Source organism: Curtobacterium sp. 1310, from assembly GCF_017834105.1.
In the GTDB taxonomy this organism is placed as follows: Bacteria; Actinomycetota; Actinomycetes; order Actinomycetales; family Microbacteriaceae; genus Curtobacterium.
This window is the reverse complement of the sequence record NZ_JAFICY010000001.1, coordinates 126,272-145,482: the sequence shown is the minus strand read 5'-3', so window position 1 is coordinate 145,482 and position 19,211 is coordinate 126,272. Positions and strand designations below refer to the sequence as shown.

General features: G+C 71.3%; 18 protein-coding genes and 1 pseudogene. 9 read left to right on the top strand and 10 right to left on the bottom strand.

The features are described from left to right. Positions 1 to 3: 3 nt before the first annotated feature. On the bottom strand, positions 4 to 552 hold the full coding sequence (locus JOD95_RS00660) for a gluconokinase (RefSeq protein ID WP_209682317.1): 549 nt from the start codon (positions 550 to 552) through the stop codon (positions 4 to 6). Beyond that, positions 552 to 2,117: a GntP family permease gene (locus JOD95_RS00655; RefSeq protein WP_245171048.1), complete on the bottom strand. Its 1,566-nt coding sequence runs from the start codon at positions 2,115 to 2,117 to the stop codon at positions 552 to 554. The genes JOD95_RS00660 and JOD95_RS00655 overlap by 1 nt, the downstream gene beginning before the upstream one ends. Before the next feature lie 261 nt (positions 2,118 to 2,378). Between JOD95_RS00655 and JOD95_RS00650 the strand changes: the two genes are divergently transcribed. After that, positions 2,379 to 3,119, top strand: a complete 741-nt coding sequence (locus JOD95_RS00650) for a FadR/GntR family transcriptional regulator (RefSeq protein WP_209682313.1) — start codon at positions 2,379 to 2,381, stop codon at positions 3,117 to 3,119. 404 nt (positions 3,120 to 3,523) lie between these two features. On the opposite strand, the gene JOD95_RS00645 is transcribed toward JOD95_RS00650, so the two are convergent. From JOD95_RS00645 to JOD95_RS00625, 5 genes are all read right to left on the bottom strand, one after another. Next, a complete protein-coding gene (locus JOD95_RS00645; protein WP_209682310.1) occupies positions 3,524 to 4,132 on the bottom strand; it encodes a GNAT family N-acetyltransferase in 609 nt (202 codons plus the stop codon). A gap of 53 nt (positions 4,133 to 4,185) precedes the next feature. Beyond that, positions 4,186 to 4,866, bottom strand: a complete 681-nt coding sequence (locus JOD95_RS00640) for a uracil-DNA glycosylase (RefSeq protein WP_209682308.1) — start codon at positions 4,864 to 4,866, stop codon at positions 4,186 to 4,188. 5 nt (positions 4,867 to 4,871) lie between these two features. Continuing rightward, positions 4,872 to 5,591: a Type 1 glutamine amidotransferase-like domain-containing protein gene (locus JOD95_RS00635; protein ID WP_209682306.1), complete on the bottom strand. Its 720-nt coding sequence runs from the start codon at positions 5,589 to 5,591 to the stop codon at positions 4,872 to 4,874. Further along, positions 5,588 to 6,121 carry a phosphoribosyltransferase gene (locus JOD95_RS00630; RefSeq protein ID WP_235426338.1) on the bottom strand — a complete coding sequence of 178 codons (534 nt, stop codon included), beginning with the start codon at positions 6,119 to 6,121 and terminating at the stop codon, positions 5,588 to 5,590. Before JOD95_RS00630 ends, JOD95_RS00635 begins: the two co-directional genes overlap by 4 nt. 164 nt (positions 6,122 to 6,285) lie before the next feature. Further along, entirely contained in the window at positions 6,286 to 7,095 is an 810-nt protein-coding gene (locus JOD95_RS00625; RefSeq protein ID WP_209682304.1) for an SDR family oxidoreductase, read from the bottom strand. Between the two features lie 71 nt (positions 7,096 to 7,166). On the opposite strand from JOD95_RS00625, the gene JOD95_RS00620 reads away from it, so the two are divergent. Beyond that, positions 7,167 to 8,264 carry an acyltransferase family protein gene (locus JOD95_RS00620; protein ID WP_209682302.1) on the top strand — a complete coding sequence of 366 codons (1,098 nt, stop codon included), beginning with the start codon at positions 7,167 to 7,169 and terminating at the stop codon, positions 8,262 to 8,264. Between the two features lie 13 nt (positions 8,265 to 8,277). On the opposite strand, the pseudogene JOD95_RS00615 reads toward JOD95_RS00620, so the two are convergent. Continuing rightward, positions 8,278 to 8,394 (bottom strand): annotated as a pseudogene (locus tag JOD95_RS00615) (DivIVA domain-containing protein); the annotation flags it as partial. A gap of 433 nt (positions 8,395 to 8,827) precedes the next feature. Here JOD95_RS00615 and JOD95_RS00610 point away from each other — a divergent pair. The 5 genes from JOD95_RS00610 to JOD95_RS00590 all read left to right on the top strand — a co-directional run bounded on the left by JOD95_RS00610 (position 8,828) and on the right by JOD95_RS00590 (position 14,972). Further along, the gene (locus tag JOD95_RS00610) at positions 8,828 to 10,159 is read left to right on the top strand and encodes a bifunctional o-acetylhomoserine/o-acetylserine sulfhydrylase (RefSeq protein ID WP_066654715.1); all 1,332 of its coding nucleotides are present in this window, start codon (positions 8,828 to 8,830) and stop codon (positions 10,157 to 10,159) included. Between the two features lie 182 nt (positions 10,160 to 10,341). Further along, positions 10,342 to 11,541 carry a homoserine O-acetyltransferase gene (locus JOD95_RS00605; protein ID WP_209682300.1) on the top strand — a complete coding sequence of 400 codons (1,200 nt, stop codon included), beginning with the start codon at positions 10,342 to 10,344 and terminating at the stop codon, positions 11,539 to 11,541. Between the two features lie 186 nt (positions 11,542 to 11,727). Then, positions 11,728 to 12,885: a sensor histidine kinase gene (locus JOD95_RS00600; RefSeq protein WP_209682299.1), complete on the top strand. Its 1,158-nt coding sequence runs from the start codon at positions 11,728 to 11,730 to the stop codon at positions 12,883 to 12,885. Next, entirely contained in the window at positions 12,882 to 14,204 is a 1,323-nt protein-coding gene (locus tag JOD95_RS00595) for a hypothetical protein (RefSeq protein WP_066654722.1), read from the top strand. The genes JOD95_RS00600 and JOD95_RS00595 overlap by 4 nt, the downstream gene beginning before the upstream one ends. A gap of 96 nt (positions 14,205 to 14,300) precedes the next feature. Continuing rightward, positions 14,301 to 14,972, top strand: a complete 672-nt coding sequence (locus JOD95_RS00590) for a response regulator transcription factor (RefSeq protein ID WP_066654724.1) — start codon at positions 14,301 to 14,303, stop codon at positions 14,970 to 14,972. A gap of 80 nt (positions 14,973 to 15,052) precedes the next feature. On the opposite strand, the gene JOD95_RS00585 is transcribed toward JOD95_RS00590, so the two are convergent. Continuing rightward, the gene (locus JOD95_RS00585; protein WP_066654725.1) at positions 15,053 to 16,318 is read right to left on the bottom strand and encodes an MFS transporter; all 1,266 of its coding nucleotides are present in this window, start codon (positions 16,316 to 16,318) and stop codon (positions 15,053 to 15,055) included. A gap of 356 nt (positions 16,319 to 16,674) precedes the next feature. Then, positions 16,675 to 16,890: a hypothetical protein gene (locus JOD95_RS00580; protein ID WP_066654728.1), complete on the bottom strand. Its 216-nt coding sequence runs from the start codon at positions 16,888 to 16,890 to the stop codon at positions 16,675 to 16,677. Between the two features lie 99 nt (positions 16,891 to 16,989). Here JOD95_RS00580 and JOD95_RS00575 point away from each other — a divergent pair, with 99 nt between their 5' ends. Then, positions 16,990 to 17,169, top strand: a complete 180-nt coding sequence (locus tag JOD95_RS00575; protein ID WP_209682297.1) for a hypothetical protein — start codon at positions 16,990 to 16,992, stop codon at positions 17,167 to 17,169. A gap of 332 nt (positions 17,170 to 17,501) precedes the next feature. Continuing rightward, positions 17,502 to 19,208, top strand: coding sequence for a DUF6119 family protein (locus JOD95_RS00570; protein ID WP_209682295.1), 1,707 nt, complete (start codon positions 17,502 to 17,504; stop codon positions 19,206 to 19,208). The last annotated feature ends 3 nt before the right edge of the window (positions 19,209 to 19,211 follow it).

Sequence of the window (19,211 nt, the reverse complement as noted above, 5' to 3'; positions counted from 1 at the left end):
CGGTCACCGGTCGGTGGCGAGCCCCAGGCGCTCCACGACGTCGGCGCTCTCCTCGTCGGGCGAGCGCTCGGCCGACACCGTCAGGTGCGCCTCGTCCGGCTGCGGCGGCTCGAGCGTCGCGAGCTGCGAGGCGAACAACGACGTCGGCATGAAGTGCCCGGCCCGTGCGGACATCCGCTGCTCGACGAGGGCGGGGTCGCCGGCGACGTGCACGAACACCACGCCGGGCGCCCGGAGCACGTCGCGGTAGGAGCGCTTCAGCGCCGAGCAGGTGACGACCCCGGGAGCGTCGTCGGCCAGGTGCGACCGGATCCACTCCGCGATCGTCCCGAGCCACGGCCAGCGGTCCTCGTCCGTGAGCGGGGTGCCCTCCTCCATCTTCGCGACGTTGGCGGGCGGGTGCATGTCGTCGCCCTCCGCGAACTCCCACCCGAGCCGCGCTGCGACCGTCGCGGCGAGCGTCGACTTGCCGGAGCCGGAGACCCCCATCACCACGAGGACGCGCGGCTCGGTGCCGTCGGTGCCGACCGGAGCGTCGTCGGTCGCCGCCATCAGAAGAACACCCCCGCGATGAGCACGCCGACCAGACCGATGACCGAGATGAGGCACTCGAGCACCGTCCACGTCTTGAACGTCTGCCCGACCGTGGTGCCGAGGTAGCCCTTGACGAGCCAGAAGCCCGCATCGTTGACGTGCGACAGGAACACCGACCCGGCGCCGATCGCCAGCACGAGCAACGAGGTCTCCGGCGTGGACAGGTCGGCTGCGATCGGCGCCATGATGCCGGCGGCGGTGACGGTCGCGACGGTGGCGGAACCGGTGGCGACGCGGACGAGGGCGGACACCACCCACGCGACGAGCAGGACCGAGATGCCGGACTCCTGCACCGCGTCGGCGATCACCCCGCCGATGCCGGTGTCGATGAGCACCTGCTTGAAGCCACCGCCCGCGCCGACGATGAGCAGCACGCCGGCGACCGGGGGCAGCGCGTCCTCGAGGGACTTCGCCACGGCGCTCCGGTCCATGCCGCCGCCGATCGCGAAGAAGACCATGGCGAAGACGGTGGCGATCCCGATGGCGATCATCGGGGTACCGAGGAAGTCGAGCAGCGACACCCAGCCGCCCGCGGCGTCGGGGGCGACCGCCTCGCGGACCGCCTGGGCGAGCATGAGCACGACCGGCAGCAGGATGCCGACGAGCGCGACGGCGAACGACGGGCTGCGCGGTTCGCTGATGACGCGGGTGAAGTCGCTCTTGCCGTTCGGCAGGGACGCGGTGTCCTTCGTGGCGGGGCCGCGACGTGCCTCCCGGCCGGCGTGCGCGGGGTCCGACGGCCCCGAGCCACCGCTGCCGGACGTGCCGGAACCGCGCGAGCCGAACATGTCCGGTGCGGGGATGTCGACCCAGCGGGCCGCGAAGCGCGCGAAGACGGGACCGGCCAGCACGATCACCGGGATCGCCAGGACGATGCCGAACGCGAGCGTCGTGCCGAGGTTCGCGCCGACCGTCGAGACCGCGACGAGCGGCCCGGGGTGCGGCGGCACGAAGGCGTGCATGGTGGAGAGGCCGACCAGGGCGGGCACCGCGATCTTCATGATCGGGACACCGCTGCGCTTCGCGACCAGCACGATGATCGGGATGAGGAGCACCAGGCCGACCTCGAAGAACATCGGGAGGCCGATCAGCGCGCCGATGAGCGCCATCGTCCACGGCAGCGCAGCCTTCGACGAGCGACGGACGAGGGTGTCGACCACGCGGTCGGCGGCCCCGGAGTCGACGAGCATCCGACCGAACATCGACCCGAGACCGACCAGGATGCCGACGCTCGTCATCGTCGACCCGAAGCCGGTGCCGAAGCTCGTGACCGTCTTGTCGGGCGCCAGACCCGCACCGATCCCGACCCCGAGCGCGCCGATCGTCAGCGCGACGAACGGGTGCACCTTGAGCCAGGTGATCAGCACGATGATGACCACGATGCCGAGCAGCGCCGCGACGATGAGCTGACCGATCGGACCGGACGGGTCGACGGTCTGCGTGCCGCCACCCTCCGCGGCCAGGACCGTGAGGCCGTGCACCGCGTCGGCCGCCGCGGTTCCTCCGGTGGGTGCGTGAGGCATCTGTGCCCCTTCCTGGAGCCGCTGCCTCGCGGCTCCGTCGCCTTCGTGTGCGTGTGCGTGTCGTACGCTCCGGACGGCCGCTCGGCGCGGCCGCCCCCGGGTGTCCGATCGGGCACCCCAATAATCTGATAAATCAGACTGTACAGCGATCTGCCGCGCGGCATCCGCCGTCCGGCGCATTCTGCCGCTTCGATGGAGTCCGCGTCACAGGGACGGGACCGTCACGCGCCGTCCGTCCCGCAGAGCACGACCGGAGGAACGATGACCACCGCCCGCGGCCTCCATGCCCACGTGCTCGAGACCCTCGGCCAGCGCATCGTCGACGGGGTGCTGCCCGCCGGCACCGTCGTCCGACCGGAGCTCGTCGCATCCGAGTCCGGCGTCTCCCGCTCCGTCGTGCGCGAGGCCCTGCGCGTCCTGCAGTCCCTCGGCCTGGTCGAGCCCCGGCAGCGGGTCGGCACGCAGGTGCTCCCCGTGTCGTCGTGGGAGCTCCTGGCGCCGACCGTCATCCGGTGGCGCGGCGCCTCGCCCGCGTACTTCGTGCAGCAGCGGGAGCTGCTCGAGCTCCGTCTCGGGGTCGAACCCGTCGCAGCGGCCCTCGTCGCGGGGAACGCCGGAGCGTCCGACGACACCGGGCTGACCGGCGACACCGGCTCGCCCGGTCAGGCGCTCCTGCTCGCGGCGCGGGACATGCTCGACGCCTGGGGTCGGGAGGACAGTCGCGCCTACCTCGAGGCCGACGTCCGCTTCCACCGCGCACTCCTGACCGGGTCGGGCAACGCCGTGTTCACGCACTTCGCCGGCACCGTCGAGGCACTCCTGCGGACCCGGACGTCGGAGTCGCGGGACACCATCTCCCGCTGGACCCGCGACGCCGCGGTCCGGCACGAGGCGGTGGCGCTCGCCGTGGTCGCCGGGGACGCCGCCGCTGCCGGCGAGGCGGCCACGGCGCTGCTGCGCGTGACCCGTGACGAGTTCATCGCCGAGGCGCCGAGCGCCTGATGCCCGGCGTACCGGGCGGAACCGGGCGGAACCGGGCGTACCTGACGTACCTGACGTACCGGGCGTACCTGGCGGAACCGGGCGTACCTGGCAGAACCGGGCGTACCCGACGTTCCCAGAGCACCAGGGACGCCCGGAACGACCAGCCATCGCACACGTCATGGGAAGGATCGGGCAGCCGGGAGGCTCGCGGCGACCCCGCCACGCGCCTCCCGCCCGGCGCCGCCCGACACCGAAGGGCCCGCACCCGTGCAGGACGCCGCAGGATGCTCGAGACGCCGACCGGGTGGCGAGACGCCGCGATCCGGGCGGCGTCTCGCGCACGTCGAGGGCGCTCCGCGCCGACGCCGGCGTCTCGCGCACGTCGGACACCGCCACGAGGGCGCAGCCTCGGAGCGCTCGCGTCAGCGCCCGGCGCGCGCGAACAACCGTGGGCCGCGCAGGCGCAGCCGCATCGTGACGGTGCCGAGCCAGCGGTCGTACTTGTAGCCGACCTTGCCCATGCGGCCGACCTCCTCGAAGCCGAGTCGCTCGTGCAGCCGGATCGAGGCCTCGGCCTGCCGGTCGGCGATCACGGCGATGACCTCGCGGACGCCGGCGGCACGGCACTCCGCGAGCAGCGCCTCCATGAGAGCCCGTCCGAGACCCTTCCCGCCCGACGCGGCACCGAGGTAGATCGAGTCCTCGACCACGTGGTTCGACCGGTCGCGGGGGTTCCAGGGGTCGACCAGGGCGTAGCCGAGGATCTGCCCCGAGGGGTTCTCGGCGACGAGGAACGGCAGCCCGCGCCGGCGCACCTCGTCGTAGCGCTGCTTCCAGCGGGCGAAGGTGAACGCCGACGGGTCGAAGGTCACCGACGAGTTCCGGACGTAGTGCGTGTGGATCTCGCGCACGTCCGGCAGGTCCCGCGGTTCAGCGGCCCGGATCGTGTACGAGAACGTCGCCTCGGCGGGCACGGGCGCACGCAGGTGTCGCGGCAGGACACGACGGCGCTGGTATTCCTCCTCGAGCACGGTCCGAGCCTACGGGCTGCGATGCGCCCGGGGCCATCGCACCACGAGGGGTGTCAGGCGGGGAGCGTCCAGTCGACCGGGTCGGCACCCTGCTCGCGGAGGAGCGCGTCGACCTGCGAGAACGGCCGGCTGCCGAAGAACCCGCGGGAGGCGCTGAGCGGGGACGGGTGCGCCGACGCCACGACCGGGGTGTCGCCGAGCAACGGGCGGACCGACGCGGCCTGGGCGCCCCACAGGACGGCGACGAGGGGCTTCCCCCGCTCGACGAGCGCACGGACGGCCTGGTCGGTGACGGCCTCCCAGCCCTTGCCGCGGTGGCTGCCGGCGGCACCGGCCTCGACGGTCAGCACCCGGTTGAGCAGGAGCACGCCCTGCTCCGACCACGCCCGCAGGTCGCCGTGCGGCGGGGGCGTCACCCCGAGGTCGTCGTGCAGTTCGCGGTAGATGTTCGCCAGGCTGCGCGGGACCGGTCGCACGTGCGGGTCGACGGCGAAGGACAGTCCGATCGGGTGTCCGGGTGTCGGGTAGGGGTCCTGGCCGACGACGAGCACCTTCACGTCGTCGAACGGCTGCGTGAAGGCACGCAGCACGACGTCACCGGCCGGCAGGTAGTGCCGACCCGCGGCGACCTCGTCGCGGAGCCAGTCGCCCATCCGGTGCACGTCGGCCTCGACCGGTGCGAGGGCCTCGGCCCACCCGGGGTCGACGAGGTCGCGCAGCGGGTGCGGGCGCACGGAGGTCAGGCGCCCATGGTCGCGACGGAGACGGACTCGTCGCCGGCGACCACGCGCCAGACGCTGCCCGTCCCGCGGACCTCGAGCGCACCCTCGCCGACGACCAGCGCGGTGTCCTCGTCGATCGCGAGCCCGGCCGTGACGAACTCCGCCTCGGCCGCCGCGACGAGTCGGGCCAGCGTGCCGGCCTGCACGGCGTGCACGTCGATCGTCAGGTCGACCAGCCCGAGCCCCTCGCGGAGCTCGACCTCGTCGAGGCCCTCGGACGACTCCTGCGGGCAGACCTCGACGCCGCCGATGCGCCACCCGCCCACGAGCGCCCGGTCTGCGGCGACCATCGCGCCGGCGGAGTAGCCGAGGTACGGCAGCCCGTCGGAGACGAGGAGCCGGATCTGGTCGACGATGGGCTGGATCGCGTCGAGGTACGCCGGGGTGACCCCGCCGCCGATCACGAGCGCGTCCACGTCGCTCAGGACCGTCGTTGCGAAGACCTCGCCCGCGCCGACCTCGGTCACCAGGACCTCGGCCTGTCGGGCGCCACCGAGGACCTCGGCGATGTCGGCGGTCGACGACGGGGCGGCACCGGACGGGCCGGCCACGGAGAGCAGGGCGATCCGGGGCACACTCCGACCGACGGCGGCGGAACGCGCGGCGGCCTCGGCCAGGAACGGGGCGGCGACGTCGGCCGCGACGAGGGGCCCCCCGCCGACGAGGTGGATGCTCACGACTCGGCCGTCACCGGGGCGAGGGCGCTCCACGGGAAGGTGATCCACCCGTCGACACGACGCCACACGTGGTCGGGCTCGAGCACGGTGCCGGGCTTCGAGTACAGGCAGGCGCTCCGCACGTCGGCGCCGGCGTTCCGGATGATGTCGACCACCAGGCGCAGGGTGCGGCCGGAGTCGGAGACGTCGTCGACCACGAGGACGCGCTTGCCCGCCAGGCTCGGCGCGTCGAGGGCGGGCGAGAGGATGACCGGCTCGTCGAGACGCTGCTCGACGTCGGTGTAGAACTCGACGTTGATCGAGCCGCACTCCTTGGTGCCGAGCGCGTACGCCACGGCGCCCGCGATGATGAGCCCGCCGCGCGCGACCGCCACGACGACCTCGGGCTCGAAGCCGGACGACAGGACGTCCTTGGCGAGCAGCCGCGCCGCGTCACCGAACTCCAGCCAACCGAGCACCTCGGGCCCGCTCGTCACGGTCACGGTCGAGGGAGCCTGCGCGGCTTGCCCGGGTTCGCTGCTGATCGGCATCCGCCCACGGTACCGGCAGGGAGCCACCCGCCGCGACCCGCGCCCGGACACCGCGCGCGCCGGGACCAGCGCACGGGCCCGCGACCCGCGCCCGGACACCGCGCGCGCCGGCACCGGCACACGGCCCGCCAGCGCGCGTGCCCGGACGGGCGGCGCGCCCGGTGTCAGCTCCGGGGCGTCAACGGCCCGCGGGCGAGCTTGTGCTGTGCCGACTGCGCGACCGGTCGCACCGTCACCAGGTCGAGGTTGACGTGCGCCGGCAGCTCGACCGCGTGCACGACGGCTTCGGCGACGTCCTCGGCGACGAGCGGCCCCGGCACGTCGGTGTACACCGCCTCGGCCTTCTCGCGGTCGCCCCGGAAGCGCGTCAGGGCGAACTCGTCGGTCTTGACGAGCCCGGGCGCGATCTCGACCACGCGCAGCGGCTCGCCGTTCAGCTCGAGCCGCAGGGCGCCGACCAGGGCGTGCTCGGCGAACTTGGCGGCGTTGTACCCGCCGCCGTTCTCGTAGGCCACGTGTCCCGCGGTGCTCGTCACGGTCACGATGTCCGCGACCCCGGCCGTGGCCGCACGGCGCCGGAGCTGCGGCAGCAGGGCGGCGGTGACCCGCTTCGTGCCGATGACGTTCACCTCGAACATGGCGCGCCAGTCCTCCACGTCGGACTCCTCGACGCTCGCCGACCCGAGTGCTCCGCCGGCGTTGTTCACGAGCACGTCCGCGCCGCCGGCCTCGTCCACCCGGGCGGCGAGCGCCGCGACGGCGTCGGCGTCGGTGACGTCCGCGACCAGGAACGACGCCCCGGTCTCCGCGGCGAGCGCCTCGAGCCGGTCCTGACGACGGGCGACGGCGAGCACCTGCCAGCCGCGCTCGCGGAACAGCCGGACGGTGGCGGCACCGATGCCGGAGCTCGCCCCCGTGACGACGGCGAGCCGCTCGGTGGTGTCGGGTCGACCGGTGTCGGGACGTGCTGCCATGGCTTCCTCCAGTGGGTGTCGGCACCACCGTACCGACCCGTCGAGGTCACGATCCGGTAACGTGACCGGCCATGACGACGGACGCCGCTCCCCCCGCGCCCTCGGCTCCGGCGACGCCGCTCGAGCCGGGCCGGCCGCCGCGACGCATCCCGATGTGGGACACGGCTCGGTTCGTCGCCGTCACGCTCGTCGTGATCGGTCACGCGATCCAGCGGCAGACGGCCGGCAGCGAGCACGCCCTCGCGCTCTACACCTTCATCTACGCGTTCCACATGCCCGCGTTCGGCGTCATCAGCGGGTACTTCTCGTCGGCGGCGACCCCGACCGCAGAGCGGATGCGGCGGACCTTCACGGACATCGTGGTGCCGTACATCGTCATGCAGACGATCTGGACGGTGGTGCAGGCGATCGTCGAGGGCGGCAAGGAGTTCAACCCGACGAAGCCGACCTGGACGCTGTGGTTCCTGCTCGCGCTGGGGATCTTCCGGCTGATCCTGCCCTACCTGGCGATCCTGCGGTGGCCGCTCGTCTGGGCCGTGGTGCTCAGCGTCGGCGTCGGGTACCTCGACAACGTCGACTCGACGTTCTCCCTGGGACGCGCGATCAGCCTGCTGCCGTTCTTCCTGCTCGGGTGGCAGGTCAAGCAGTGGGGGGTGTTCGACCGCTGGTACGAGGCCCCCCGCCGGGTCGTGGTCCGTCTCCGCGCGGCCGCGGTCGTCGTCTTCGCGGTGTGGGCGGCCGCGTGCGTGCTGTTCATCCCGCAGTTCAAGGGCTTCGACCTGCACCACTGGTTCTTCTACGACGACTCGTACTCCGGGCTCGGCGAGGACGCCTGGTGGGCCGGCGGTGTCCGCCTCGGCCTGGTGCTGCTCGCCACCGTGCTGACGGCGTCGTTCCTGCTGCTCGTGCCCCGCAGGACGGTCTGGCTCACCCGGTTCGGCGCCGCGACCATGTACGTCTACCTGCTGCACACGTTCGTGCTCTACCCGATCCGTGAGTCCGGCGTCCTGGCCGGGGAGCACTCGGCGTGGCCGTACGTGCTGCTCATGGTCGCCGTGGCGTGCGCGGTGAGCCTGTTCCTCGCGCAACCGTTCGTGCGGCGCGGCATGCGCTGGCTGCTCGAGCCGAACGTCGACTGGCTGTTCCGCCGGGAGCCCGTCGAGCGCTGACCGTTCAGCGGGCGAGTGCCCGGAGCGCGACCACGACCTCGACGAGGAAGTCGTCGACCTCGTCGCAGTCGTACCCGGACTTCATCCGGGTCCGACGGAAGCGCGACGACGCGACGTCCTCCGGGGTCACCGTCCGTGCGCCGGCCAGCCGTCCCGTCGCCGGACGGCCGCCCTGCTCGGCGGCGGCGAACGTCGCCCGCACACGGTCCAGCAGGTCGTCCACGTCGTCCTGCGAGTACCTGTTCCGGAACACCGTCGGCTGGAACTTCCTGTCCGCCACGTCCTGAGCGCGCACGACGCCCCCTCTCGTCCCGTCCGATCCTGCCAGGCGGGGCCGACGCGTCCGGCCGGGAGGCACGGCGCACCGCAGCGCGCCGCTCCCGTCCCTCGGCTGGTCGCGTCGGCTCCACGGACGCGCGCCGCGCACGCGCGTTACGTTGCGAGGCGGCCCCGCTGGTGCCCGCCCCGCCACCTGCGTAGCGTGACGGACGTCGCGACGACGCCCCGGGCCTCCCGGTCGTCCGCGGCGACGCCATGACGGACCGAACCCGACAGGAGCCCCGATGAGCACGAACGACGCAGCCGCCTGGCGGTTCGAGACGACGCAGGTCCACGCCGGCGCGCAGCCGGACCCGACCACCGGCGCACGGGCCACGCCGATTTACAGGACGACGTCGTACGTGTTCGAGAACTCGGACCACGCCCGCGACCTGTTCGCGCTGGCGCAACCGGGCAACATCTACTCGCGGATCATGAACCCGACGAACGACGTCGTCGAGCAGCGCATCGCCGCGCTCGAGGGCGGTACGGGCGCGCTGCTGGTGTCGAGCGGTCAGGCGGCCGAGACGTACGCCGTGCTGAACATCGCGGGGGCCGGTGACCACATCGTCTCGTCGTCGTCGATCTACGGCGGCACGTACAACCTGTTCAAGTACACGCTCGCGAAGCTCGGCATCGAGACGACGTTCGTCGAGGACCAGGACGACCTCGAGGAGTGGCGTCGCGCCGTCCGCCCCAACACGAAGCTCTTCTTCGCCGAGACGATCGGCAACCCGCGGATCAACGTGCTCGACATCGCGGGCGTCAGCAGCGTCGCGCACGAGTCCGGCCTGCCGCTCATCGTCGACAACACGATCGCGACGCCGTTCCTCATCCGGCCGTTCGAGCACGGTGCCGACATCGTGGTGCACTCGGCGACCAAGTTCCTCGGCGGCCACGGCACCGTCATCGGCGGCGTGATCGTCGACGGCGGACGGTTCGCCTGGTCGGAGCACGCCGACCGCTTCCCGGAGTTCAACTCCCCCGACCCCTCGTACCACGGCGCGGTGTTCGCGCAGGCGGTCGGCAACGAGCTCGCCTACGTCGTGAAGGCCCGGGTGCAGCTGCTCCGCGACCTCGGCGCGTCGAACTCGGCGGACACGGCGTTCGCGCTGCTCCAGGGCATCGAGACGCTGTCGCTGCGCATGGAGCGGCACGTGGCGAACGCCCAGGAGATCGCGGAGTGGCTCGACCGGCACCCGGAGGTGGCCTCCGTGTCGTACGCCGGGCTGCCGACGTCGCCCTGGTACGCGGCGGCGAACCGGTACGCGCCGCGCGGTGTCGGTGCCGTGCTGTCGTTCGAGCTCAAGGGCGGGGTGCCGGCCGGCAAGGCGTTCGTCGACGAGCTGCGGCTGTTCTCGCACCTGGCGAACATCGGCGACGTGCGCTCCCTCGTCATCCACCCGGCGTCGACGACGCACTCGCAGCTCACGCCCGAGCAGCAGCTCACCACCGGGGTCACCCCCGGCCTGGTGCGGCTCTCGGTCGGCATCGAGAACGTCGAGGACCTCCGTGCGGACCTCGAGGCGGGGCTCGCGGCGGCGCGGGCCGTCTCGCAGGAGGGCCAGCGGGCGTAGCGCCCCGTCCCGTCCCGTCCCGTCCCGCTCGCAGAACGCAACCTCGGCGGCTCCGCGCAACGCTGTACCGCTGCGCGGAGCCGCCGAGGTTGCGTGTCGCGGACCGGAGCACGCGCCGGTGACGCGCCGGGCATGACGTAACACGGCGGAGGTGGGGCGTGCCTCCCGGCAGACTGGACACGATGGACTGGCAGACGATCCCCGAGGACTCGGTCCCGTCCACCCTCGTGCCCGGGACCGAGCTCGGGACGCTCGGCAAGCCGCCCGTGACCGGCGCCTGGCGTCCCGGCGACCACCCCGGCTCCCGGCGGTTCGCCGCGCTCGGCGAGCAGTGGGTGCGCGGCGGACGGATCCCGTCGGTGCGGGTGGCCTACGAGACGTGGGGCGAGCTGGACGCCGCGCGCAGCAACGCGGTGCTGCTCCTGCACGCCATGACGGGCGACTCGCACGTCACCGGTCCGGCCGGACCCGGGCACCGTACGGCGGGCTGGTGGGGCGACGTCGTCGGACCGGGCCTGGCGATCGACACCGACCGGTGGTTCGTCGTCGCCCCGAACATGCTGGGCGGGTGCCAGGGAACGACCGGCCCGTCCTCGGTCGCGCCGGACGGCGTCGAGTGGGGGTCGCGCTTCCCGTTCGTGACCGCGCGCGACCAGGTCGCGGTCCAGGTGCAGCTCGCCGACGCGCTCGGCATCGACGTCTTCGCCGCCGTCGTCGGCGGCTCGATGGGCGGCATGCACGCGCTCGAGTTCGCGGTGGCGCACCCCTCCCGGGTCGCCCGGCTCGCGGTCCTGGCGTCGACCGCCCAGACCACGGCGGACCAGATCGCCGCGAACTCGCTGCAGCGTGCCGCGATCCAGACCGACCCCGCGTACGCCGGTGGTGACTACTTCGAGGCGGCGGTCGGCGAGGGACCGCACCGCGGGCTGTCGCTCGCGCGGCGGATGGCGCTGATGACCTACCGCGCGCCGGACGAGCTCAACGGGCGGTTCGCGCGGTCGTGGCAGAGCGACGTCTCCCCGCTCGGCGACGACGGCCGGTTCTCGGTCGAGAGCTACCTCGACTTCCACGGCAACCGGTTCACCCGGCGGTTCGACGCCTCGTCGTACGTCGCGCTCACGCACGCGATGGACTCGCACGACGTCGGGGCCGGGCGCGGCGGGGTGACGGCGGCGCTCGCGGCGGTGACCGCCAGGACGCTGGTCGTCGGGGTGTCGAGCGACCGCCTGTTCCCGCTCGAGGACCAGCACCGGATCGCGGCGGGGATCCCCGACACACTGGACGGGGGCCGGGCCGCGGTGCTCGACAGCGAGTTCGGACACGACGGCTTCCTCATCGAGCACGAGGCGGTCGGGGCGCACCTGCGACGGCTGCTCGACTGAACGGCCCGGTACGGGCGCGGTACGGGCGCGGCGCGCCCGGCGCACCCGCGGACCGATCTGTCCACGTCCGCGTGCCGAACACCCCACAACGGGTGGGCCGCGTGGAATGATGGCGACGGGTACCCCGCCCGCGGGGTCCGGCGAACCACCGGACCCGACCGAACCGACGTCACCACCAGGACACCGATGGACTTCATCGCACAGGAACGCGACCGCTTGCTGCGGTCGACGACCCGTGTCGTCGGCATCACCTGCGCCCTGGTCTCCGTCGTCGGCATCGTCAGCTCACTCGCGGTCCCGCTGGTGCCCCTGCTCGGCGCGCTCGCCTGCATCGCGGTGCTCATCGCGGCGCTGCTCGTCTTCGGCACGAACGGGTCGGTGTGGTGGACCGCCCTCGCACTCGCCTCGGGCCTCGGTGCCCTCGCGCTCCTGCTGCTCGGTGCCGACCCCGACGTGCGGCCCGTCGTCGCCAGCGCCGTCGTGCCGCTGGCGGCCGGGTCGTTGTCCGCCCCGCTGATGGCGCAGCGCGGCGCGCCGGTCGGGCTCGCGATGACGATCGTCACCGGAGTCGCGGCCGTGGGCGCCGTCGTCTGGGCATCGGGCGGTCCGCTCTCCGGCCCGACCGCCGGTGTGGTGCTCGGCTGGGTGCTCGTCGCCGTGGTCTCGGTGTGGATCGCGCGCAGCATCCCCCGCGTCGCCCGGCGCATCCAGAGCATCGGCACGGCGCACCGCGCGGAACGGCAGGCGAGCGAGACCGAGGCGCAGCGACGCCAGGGCGCCCGACTGCTGCACGACACCGTGCTCGCCACCCTCACGCTCCTGGCCCACTCCGGGGTCGGCGTGTCCGAGCAGGCGATGCGCGAGCAGGCCGCCGAGGACGCCAGGCTCCTCCGGCACCTGCGACTCGGCGCGACCCCGCAGCCCCAGCAGTCCGGCGACTACTCGCTCACCCGCGTCGAGGAGTCGCCGCTCGGCCAGACCCTCGAGTCCGTCAAGCAGCGCTTCGGCCGGATGGGGCTCGAGGTCAGCTGGCACGGCACCGGTCAGGTCCTGCTGCCGTCGAACGTGCTCGACGCGTTCCTGCTGGCCCTCGGCGAGTGCCTCGAGAACGTCCGGCGCCACGCCGGCGTCGGCGAGGCGCACGTCACGATCGTCCACGACCAGGAGACCGTCCGCGCGATGGTGACCGACGCCGGTGTCGGCTTCGACCTCGACGCGGTGAGCGCGGAGCGCCTCGGCTACAAGGAGAGCGTCGTCAACCGCCTCCGCGAGGTCGGTGGCGACGCCAAGCTCTTCTCCGCCCCGGGATCGGGCACCACCGTCGTCCTGGAGGCTCCCCGATGACCCGCGTCCCCGAGGACACCATCAACCGCGGGCTCCCGGGCGAGACCGTGCAGCCGGCACCGCGCACCCGTCGCGAAGCGCGCGAGCGCTACCGGGGCAGCGAGCGACGGCAGGCCCGCGGGCTCCCCTCGACCTCGACGGGTGCCCGTTCGCTCCGGCAGGCCGCCAAGCCCGGTGCGTCGCTCGGAGCCGGCTACCTCGGCCTCGGCGCCGCGGTCCTCACCGCGATCGAGGCCGTCGCCGGCATCGTCTTCTTCCTGGTCCGGCTGCCGGACTACGCGAACCCGTGGCTGCCCGCCGGCGCCTGGGCGCTGTACCTGGTCGCGGCGATCGGCGTCGGCCTCAGCCTGATGACCTACGGCGAGCGGCTCACCGGCACCGCGTTCGCGCTGATCTGCGCCGTCCTGGCGTGCGTCGTGACACTCGACTTCGTCGGGATCCTCCCCGAGCACGACATCGCGCACACCGCCAGCGCCTCGGTCGCCGCCGGCTTCGCCCTGCTCCCGGTGGCGACGCTCCGGCCCGCGCGCGAGGTCGCCGCCGCCATCGCGGTGCTCGGTCTCGGGTTCGCCGTGATGGCGGCCGTGTCGACGCCGATCACCCCGGCGACCCTGCCGGGCATCGTCTCGCTGCTGGCGCTCGTGGTGGTCCCGCCGTCGATCGCACTGTTCGTGGTGCACCGCTTCCGCCAGCTCGTGCAGCGCGAGCTGGACCGGGTGCTCGTGCAGAGCAACGTCCAGGCGCCGCAGTTCGCCGTCGGGATGCTCGCGTCGGACGAGCTCGCCCGGCTCGACCTGGCCGCCGAGAAGCTCCTCGACGCCGTCGCGAACGGCTCGGACCCGCTGCCGCTCTCGGACGCCTCGGCCTCCGTCGCCGCGTCGCTGGCGACGGAGCTGCGCCTGCACCTCATCGAGGGACGCCGCGAGACGTGGCTGTACCACGCGATCACGGAGTCCGACCACCTCGGGCGCGCCGTCAGCGTGGCCGATCCGCAGTCCCTCGCCGGGCACCTCGGCCCCGCCCAGCGGGACGGCCTGCTGCAGGCCCTGTGGCAGATGGTCGGCGACGGTCGCCCCGCACAGCCGGGTGCCCCCGTCGTCTCGGTCACGCTCGGTCCGATCGGCTCCGACGGGCACCCGGTGTCCGACGAGCGCATGGACGTCCCGATCGTGTTCGAGTCGCGCGGGACCCCGCGCCGACGCCTCGGCCCGACCGCATGGAGCGCCCTGCAGCGCATCGGCCCGTACACCGAGTCGTTCCGCGACGGCGTGCTCCGCGTCGTCTCGCACTGCGTCGTCGATCGACACCCGTCGATGTAGACGGGCGCGAACTGCCGGACACCCGGCCGACATCCCCAGCCCGGACGGTCCCGACACCTAGGATCGGCGTGCACCGCCTTCGAGAAAGGACGCCTGATGGCGACTCCAGAGCAACCGATCCGACTCGCACTGGTCGACGACCACCGGATGCTGCTCGGCGCGCTCACGGAGTGGATCCGCAGCGCCGCCGACGACATCACGCTCGTCGCCGCCGTCACGACCTGGCCGGAGCTCCTGACGAGCCCGGCGTTCCCGGTCGACGTGGTGCTGCTCGACCTCGACCTCAAGGACTCGATCCCGGTCTCGCTGAAGATCTCGACGCTCAAGACCGCCGGCGTGAAGACCGTCGTGATGAGCACGTACTCGGAGCCGAACGTCGTCCGCGAGGCCCTCGGCTCCGGCGCTCTCGGCTACCTCGTGAAGAGCGAGGACGCCGACATGATCGTCGAGGCGATCCGTGCCGCGCAGCGCGGCGAGCAGTACGTCTCCGCCGAGCTCGACCTGGCGATCAACAGCGGCGACGTCGGCGGCGTGCCGAAGCTCAGCGCGCAGGAGCGCCGCGTGATGGCGCTGTACGGCGGTGGCGAGCCCGTCAAGAGCGTCGCCTACCAGCTCGGCATCTCCGAGGAGACCGCGAAGAGCTACCTCAAGCGCATCCGCGAGAAGTACCGCGTCGCGGGCTTCGACGTCGGCACGAAGGTCGCGCTGCGGAAGCGTGCGATCACCGACGGCATCATCGTGCAGGACGGCAGCCCGGTCGGGCTGTAGTCGCTCCACACGACGGACGGGAGGCCCGTGGCGACACCGCCACGGGCCTCCCGTCCGTCGTGTGGGTGCGTCGACTCCGGTCAGACCGTCGGCACCGGCGCGGTGATCGGCCCGGTCGACGGCGACGACGACCGCAGGGCGGAGCGGCGATCCGTCCGCCGTTCGACGCCGTAGCTGACCATCGTCACGAGCAGACCGAGCAGCGCGAGGACGATACCGAGCCACGCGGGGGCCAGGAACCCGAACCCGGCTGCGATGACCGCTCCACCGAGCGCCGCGCCGAGCGAGTTGCCGATGTTGAACGCCGAGTGGTTCAGCGCCGCCGCGATGGTCCGAGCGTCGCCGGCGACGTCCATCAGGCGAGACTGCACCGCCGGCGGGATCGCCGACGAGGTCGCTCCGAGCAGGAACGCGCCGAGGAACACCCCCCAGACCCACTGGGCGGTGAAGACGGTCACGAGCAGGGCGCCGATGAGCGCGAGCATCCCGATGTAGATCGTCCGCTTGACGCTGTGGTCCGCCAGGTGCCCACCGAGGACCCCGCCGACGACCATGCCGAGGCCGACCACGACGAGCACGAGCGGCACCGCGGACTCGGGCAGCCCGGTGACGTTCTGCACGAGCGGCGAGATGTACGAGTAGACGGCGAAGAACCCGCCGAAGCCCACCGCACCGAGCCCCATCACGATCCAGAGCTGCGGCGACCGGAAGGCCCGGAGCTCCCGTCCGACGGTCGCGTGCTCGTCGGCGGCGCTCCGCGGGACGAAGGCCGCGACGGCCAGGAACGTCAGGGCGAAGAGCAGCGAGACGACGCCGTACGCGATGCGCCAGCCGGCGTTCTGCCCGATCCAGGTGATGGCGGGCACGCCGACGACGTTCGCGATCGACAGGCCGAGCATCACCATCGCGATGCCCTTGCCGCGCTTGCCCGGCCCCATGATCTCGCCCGCGACGATCGACGCGATGCCGAAGTACGCACCGTGCGGCAGGCCGGCGACGAAGCGTGCGACGAGCACGAGCCCGAAGTTCGGCAGCACCGCACTCGCGACCGTGGCGACCACGAAACCGACGAGGAGCACGAGGATCAGGCCCTTGCGCGGGAACGTGGCGGAGATCGCCGCGATCGTCGGCGCACCCACCACGACCCCCAGTGCGTAGGCGCTGACGAGCCAGCCGGCGTGCGCGACCCCGGCGGCGGGGTCGGCCGCGTACTGCGCGGGGAGCAGGGCTTCGGCGATGTTCGGCAGCAGGCCCATCGCGACGAACTCGGTCGACCCGATGGCGAAGCCACCGAGGGCGAGGGCGATGAGGGCGAACGCGCGCTGCGTCGGCGTGGTGAGCGTCATGCGACCTGTCTGGATCGGGGGGACGGGGGCGGGAGGACGGAGCCGCGTCCCGGCTCGCTCGCCGGGACATCGACCGGATCGCCACGCCGCACGGCATGCACACGGTCCCGTTCCCGCCGGCACGCGCACGACGGCGGTACGGCGGTCAGACGGCGACGGGGTCGGTCCGTGTTCGGCGTCGAACGGTCCGAGCGCAAGTGCAGCGGCCCGGTCCCAGCAGTGTAGACCGCTCCAAACAGCCGACGGAAGACGACGGGCCGAATCGATTCGACATCAGCCGGACACGCCACTGGGGAGCGAGACCGGCTCCCGCCGGACGAGCCGGCGAGACAGGCGCCGTCGGTGCTCGACGGACCTCAGGCCGCGCGGCGCTCCTCGCGCGCCCCGGCCGACGCCAGCTCGGGCAGCTCGTCGCGGTGCACCCACCCGGACCCGCACTCGGTGCAGCTCGCCCAGGCGTCACCGGTCTGCTCGTCACCGTCGATGACGACCGTCTGCAGGTCGCAGTCGGGGCACCAGCCGTCGTGCATCATCACGCGCTCCTCGTCGTCGTCCGGGTCGTCCCGAGCCACCGGTGCGGCTCGATGCGCACCATGAGACACCCGACCACCGACATCCCGGGGCAGGCGCCTGGCGTGTCCCGCACCTCCCAGCCGGCGTACGATCAGGCCATGGGGTGGTGGATCGTGACCGGCGTCGTCGTGCTCGCTGCAGTCGGGCTGTGGCTGTGGATGCACCACCTCACGGACCTCGGCTCACGCTCGCGGCAGTACGACGGCAGTGATCCCGAGATCGCCGAGGCACTCCGCCAGGCGGAGCGGGACCGCAACAACGGCCGCATGTACCCCTGAGGGCGATCACCCCTGTCTGCCACCAGCACCCCGAGATCGCCGCAACATTTCACCATTGCAAACAGGGATTTTGTGCAGCACCCCCTCCTGATCGCGCTCTTCCATGATCGTGAAGCGGTTCAGACTTCGCGCTGGGACCCAGCCGAGAGGAGCTATAGCGCTCTGGCTACGGGACGACTGGATTTCAATGATGAAAGGTCGGAAGCACTTGCCTCGCCGTGCACTGAACGGTAGAAAATGATGAGATCTGACCAGAGGCGAGACGACAGTACATGGCGCGCACCCCACTTCATGCATACCTAACGAGACCAGGCGAAGCCCTGAGCTCCGCCGTGAGACTCGCGAGCCTTAAACTGACCGCGTCTGCGAACGACAAATTCAAGCTGCCGCTCTACACCTATTCACGCGAGCCCCAGCAGCAGTGGTGGCTACCTTACCTCGGACTGTCCAACACATCGCCACACCCCGAACGCGACGACGAAGCCAAGGCAGGAAGCGTAGTCGACCGCTGCACCGCGCCTGACCTTCATGCGGACACCGGGGGGCGCTCTGTTCTAGGCGCGATCGCCATCGCAGAAGTTGCAAAGCCCGGCGCAAATGGCCGCAGAAGGCAATACGTCATATTCTGCTTCGGGACAGTAACGCATTTGATCAACAAAAGCACGATTGTCCCGGATTTTGGCCTGCTACTGGTCGAGCACTTCGGCTCGCCTGCGGGTATCGTTTCCGCCGATACTCTCGACCCGACCAACATTCGACGGCAGCGAAACCTCCTGCCAACCGAAAGCACTCTCGCTTACGTCGATCCAGAAGTGCAGGAGAGAATCCTGCGAAGGTTGACCAGCCGTGTCTCTGACCAATTTCCCGGGCTGCCGATCCGCGCGACCGGCGCTGCGAGCGTACAGTTCAGCTCGACAGCCCCCGCCACAAAGCTCGAATCCATCGCGGAACACTTGTTCAGGAGCTATCAGAGTGCGGCAAAAGAACCGCGTCCTGACAATGGCGTTCAAATAGTACGCGACCTCAAGCTGGAGCGAGCAGCCGATCGAGCCCTCCTCGCGGAAGTTCGACAAAGCACTCGCTTCTCCGTTCAAGTTCCGGCCATCGGAGGAAGCACCGACGGGAATAGCGTCGCCGACACCAGCGGAGAGTGGCACTCCACCTCGGATCCACTGGACTTCACCTCCTTTGTCGATGAGGCTGAATTGCGATCGAGGAGCAACAGGGCCGTAGAAGTGCTGAAAAGTGTTGAATTGCCGATTCGCACCTCCTCTGGCTATCGGACGCGTAGGCGCCTTTATGACTGCCTGAACGGCACTCTTCAAGTTGAAGGCGAGACGCTAGCGCTAGCGGATGGGTCTTGGTATCGAATCCAAAAGGATCTTTTGAACGACGCCGGCCGCGAATCCAGAGATCGTCAGCTCATCGATAATCGCTACCCTTTGCGATCGGCGCGCGACTATCAGGAAGCCGATTACAACATGAACATGGCGACTCGGGTTGGCGGAATTTGCCTTGACCGCAAATCGATCGCCTCTGGCTCATCTGGAATCGAGCCCTGTGATGTCATTTGGATGGATCGGGACGAGCTCGTACTCACTCATGTGAAAAAAGGGTTCGATTCGAGTGAATTGAGCCATCTCTTCTATCAAGGCCAAGTGGCTGCACTCGCCCTGACACGGGACGCGGGGGCGAGAGCGAAGCTTCAACTTCTCATCGAGAAAGTAGTAGCTTCTAAAACGCTTGGCCTCCCGAAGGTGAAGGCTTCGGACGCATTCGAGCGAGACAACACTTTGCGCCCCGAAGAGAGCCGACGGCGAAAGTTAGTAGGTGCGGACCTTTCGAGCAAGATTGAGCGCCGTATTACGGATCGTCGAATTCGAGTCGATTACTTGATCCTCTCGCGCAGAGACCGTACGCGACAAGAATTGAGTCAACTACCCCTCTTCAGCCAAATCAGCTTCGCGAGAACCTCGCGGCTGTTCTCATTGATGGGTGTGCCGACAACCCTCCGCATCGTGGGGGATCGGAGGGAGTGACGG

What these genes read in the sequence shown, in the direction of transcription:
- JOD95_RS00595 (WP_066654722.1), top strand. Translation starts at nt 12,882, where the DNA reads ATGACCCGCGTCCCCGAGGACACCATCAACCGCGGGCTCCCGGGCGAG.
- JOD95_RS00600 (WP_209682299.1), top strand. Translation starts at nt 11,728, where the DNA reads ATGGACTTCATCGCACAGGAACGCGACCGCTTGCTGCGGTCGACGACC.
- JOD95_RS00585 (WP_066654725.1), bottom strand. Translation starts at nt 16,318, where the DNA reads ATGACGCTCACCACGCCGACGCAGCGCGCGTTCGCCCTCATCGCCCTC.
- JOD95_RS00605 (WP_209682300.1), top strand. Translation starts at nt 10,342, where the DNA reads ATGGACTGGCAGACGATCCCCGAGGACTCGGTCCCGTCCACCCTCGTG.
- JOD95_RS00620 (WP_209682302.1), top strand. Translation starts at nt 7,167, where the DNA reads ATGACGACGGACGCCGCTCCCCCCGCGCCCTCGGCTCCGGCGACGCCG.
- JOD95_RS00655 (WP_245171048.1), bottom strand. Translation starts at nt 2,117, where the DNA reads ATGCCTCACGCACCCACCGGAGGAACCGCGGCGGCCGACGCGGTGCAC.
- JOD95_RS00575 (WP_209682297.1), top strand. Translation starts at nt 16,990, where the DNA reads ATGGGGTGGTGGATCGTGACCGGCGTCGTCGTGCTCGCTGCAGTCGGG.
- JOD95_RS00650 (WP_209682313.1), top strand. Translation starts at nt 2,379, where the DNA reads ATGACCACCGCCCGCGGCCTCCATGCCCACGTGCTCGAGACCCTCGGC.
- JOD95_RS00660 (WP_209682317.1), bottom strand. Translation starts at nt 552, where the DNA reads ATGGCGGCGACCGACGACGCTCCGGTCGGCACCGACGGCACCGAGCCG.
- JOD95_RS00610 (WP_066654715.1), top strand. Translation starts at nt 8,828, where the DNA reads ATGAGCACGAACGACGCAGCCGCCTGGCGGTTCGAGACGACGCAGGTC.
- JOD95_RS00625 (WP_209682304.1), bottom strand. Translation starts at nt 7,095, where the DNA reads ATGGCAGCACGTCCCGACACCGGTCGACCCGACACCACCGAGCGGCTC.
- JOD95_RS00630 (WP_235426338.1), bottom strand. Translation starts at nt 6,121, where the DNA reads ATGCCGATCAGCAGCGAACCCGGGCAAGCCGCGCAGGCTCCCTCGACC.
- JOD95_RS00590 (WP_066654724.1), top strand. Translation starts at nt 14,301, where the DNA reads ATGGCGACTCCAGAGCAACCGATCCGACTCGCACTGGTCGACGACCAC.